Source organism: Streptomyces sp. NPDC020192, from assembly GCF_044388685.1.
In the GTDB taxonomy this organism is placed as follows: domain Bacteria; phylum Actinomycetota; class Actinomycetes; order Streptomycetales; family Streptomycetaceae; genus Streptomyces.
The window spans coordinates 1-2,149 of the sequence record NZ_JBIRXG010000118.1 but is presented as its reverse complement, the minus strand read 5'-3'; the positions used below and the strand labels follow the sequence as shown (position 1 = coordinate 2,149).

The 2,149-nt window shown below is 73.4% G+C and carries 1 protein-coding gene; it reads left to right on the top strand.

The window, feature by feature from the left end:
* The coding region (locus ACH47Z_RS47125) for a polyketide synthase dehydratase domain-containing protein (RefSeq protein ID WP_399086818.1) at nucleotides 1-2,149 on the top strand (2,149 nt) is incomplete at both ends.

Genomic DNA, 2,149 nt, shown 5'->3' with positions numbered 1-2,149 from the left:
CCCGCACGACGCTCGAACACACACAGGCCACCGCCGTCCTCCGCAAGAACACCCCCGAGCCGGAGGCTCTGCGCACAGCCCTCGCCGAGCTCTGGGTACAGGGCACCGAGGTCACCTGGCCCGCCGTGACCGGCCACCCGGTCGACCTCCCCACCTACCCCTTCGACCACCAGCGCTACTGGATCACAGGCCGCGGCGGCGCAACCGACGTCGCATCCGTCGGACTGGAGGCCACCAACCACCCTCTGCTGGGGGCCGCCCTCAGCCTGGCCGGCGAGGACGGTGCGCTGCTCACGGGACGTATTTCCAGTGCCGGGGTTCCGTGGCTGGCGGACCATGCGGTGGCGGGGACCGTCGTCCTCCCCGGCACGGCGTTCGTCGAGCTGGCGTTGCGGGCGGGGGACGAGGTCGGCTGCGGTCGGCTGGAGGAACTCACTCTGGAAATGCCGCTCGTGCTGCCACACACCGGTGCGGTGGATCTCCAGATCGGCGTCGGGGCGCCCGGTGCCGACGGCCGCCGTACCCTCTCCGTGCACGCGCGTCCCGCAGGTCATGAGTCCCTCGCATGGACGCGACACGCGAGCGGCATCCTGGCCACGGCGGGTGGCGTCCGCGAGTCAGGGCCGGTCTCGTGGCCGCCGGCCGGGGCCGAGCCCATCGACGTGGCGGACTTCTACGCGGACGCCGCAGCCACCGGCTATGGCTACGGGCCCGCGTTCCAGGGTCTGAGGGCGGCCTGGCGGCTCGGTGACGAGATCTGTGCCGAGGTCTCGCTGCCCGAACAGGTCCGCGATGAGGCGGGCCGCTACGGCCTCCACCCGGCGCTCCTGGATGCCGCCCTGCACGCGGCGGGATTCGGTGACTTCTACGACGAGGGCGAGCGGCTGCGCATGCCGTTCGCGTGGAACGGCGTCGAGCTCCACGCCGTCGGCGCGTCCTCGCTGCGCGTGCGGGTCGCCCGGAGCCGGGTCTCCTCCGGCCAGGAGGCCACGTTGGCGCTCACCGTCGCCGACGCTTCGGGGCGTACGGTGCTGGTCGCCGACTCGATCGTCACCCGGCCTGTCTCGGCGGAGCATCTTCCCGGAGCTGCGGGCACGCCGGCCGCCGGCGACTCGCTGTACCGGCTGGGGTGGCAGCCGGTCGGTGACCGTGCCGAGCGGCTGCCGCGGTCGTACGCGGTGCTCGGTGAGCCGTCTCCCCTGCTGGTCTCCGCACTTCAGGGAGCCGACGCCGCGGTCCATGCGTTCGCCGATCTCGCCACGCTGGCCGCCGCGGTGGAGGCCGGAGGCGACCTTCCGGACGCTGTGCTCCACGTCGTTCCCGACGTCTCCGGGGACGACAGGGCCGAGGCCGCTCACGAGGTGGCCCGCGCCGTGCTCGCCACGGCACAGGCGTGGCTGGCGCAGGACCAGGCCGACGGTGTGTCCCGTCTGGTGGTACTCACCCGGGGGGCGGTCGCGGCCCGGAGCACGGACGCCGTGGCGGGCCTGGAACAGTCGGTCGTGTGGGGCCTGTTGCGGTCGGCGCAGAGCGAGAACCCCGGTCGGTTCACGCTCATCGACAGCGATGGCGACGACGCCTCCTACGCGGTCCTCGCGTCCGCGCTCGCTTCGGACGAGGCCCAACTGGCCTTGCGCGAGGGCGAGATCCTCGCACCGCGCCTGCTGCCCGCCGACCCGGCCTCCACTGTCGCCGTGCCGGGCGACGCCCTCGCGTGGCGTCTCGACACCCGGGGCACCGGGACGCTGGACGACCTGACCGCCGTACCCCATCCCGAGGTCCTCGAGCCCGTCGGTCCGGGTCAGGTCCGCGTCTCCGTCCGCGCCGCCGGACTCAACTTCCGTGACGTCCTGCTCGCGCTGGGCATGTACCCCGGCTCGGGAGTCATGGGCAGCGAAGGCGCGGGGGTCGTCACCGAAGTCGGCCCGGGGGCAGGGGACTTCGAAGTCGGCGACCGGGTCATGGGGATGCTGCCCGCCTCTTTCGCCACCGCGTCCGTGGTCGATCAGCGCGTCCTCGCGCACATACCCGACGGGTGGTCGTTCGAGCAGGCCGCTGCCGTGCCCGTCGCCTTCCTCACCGCGTACTACGGGCTGCGCGACCTCGCCGGTCTGCGGGCCGGAGAGTCCGTCCTCGTCCACGCCGCGGC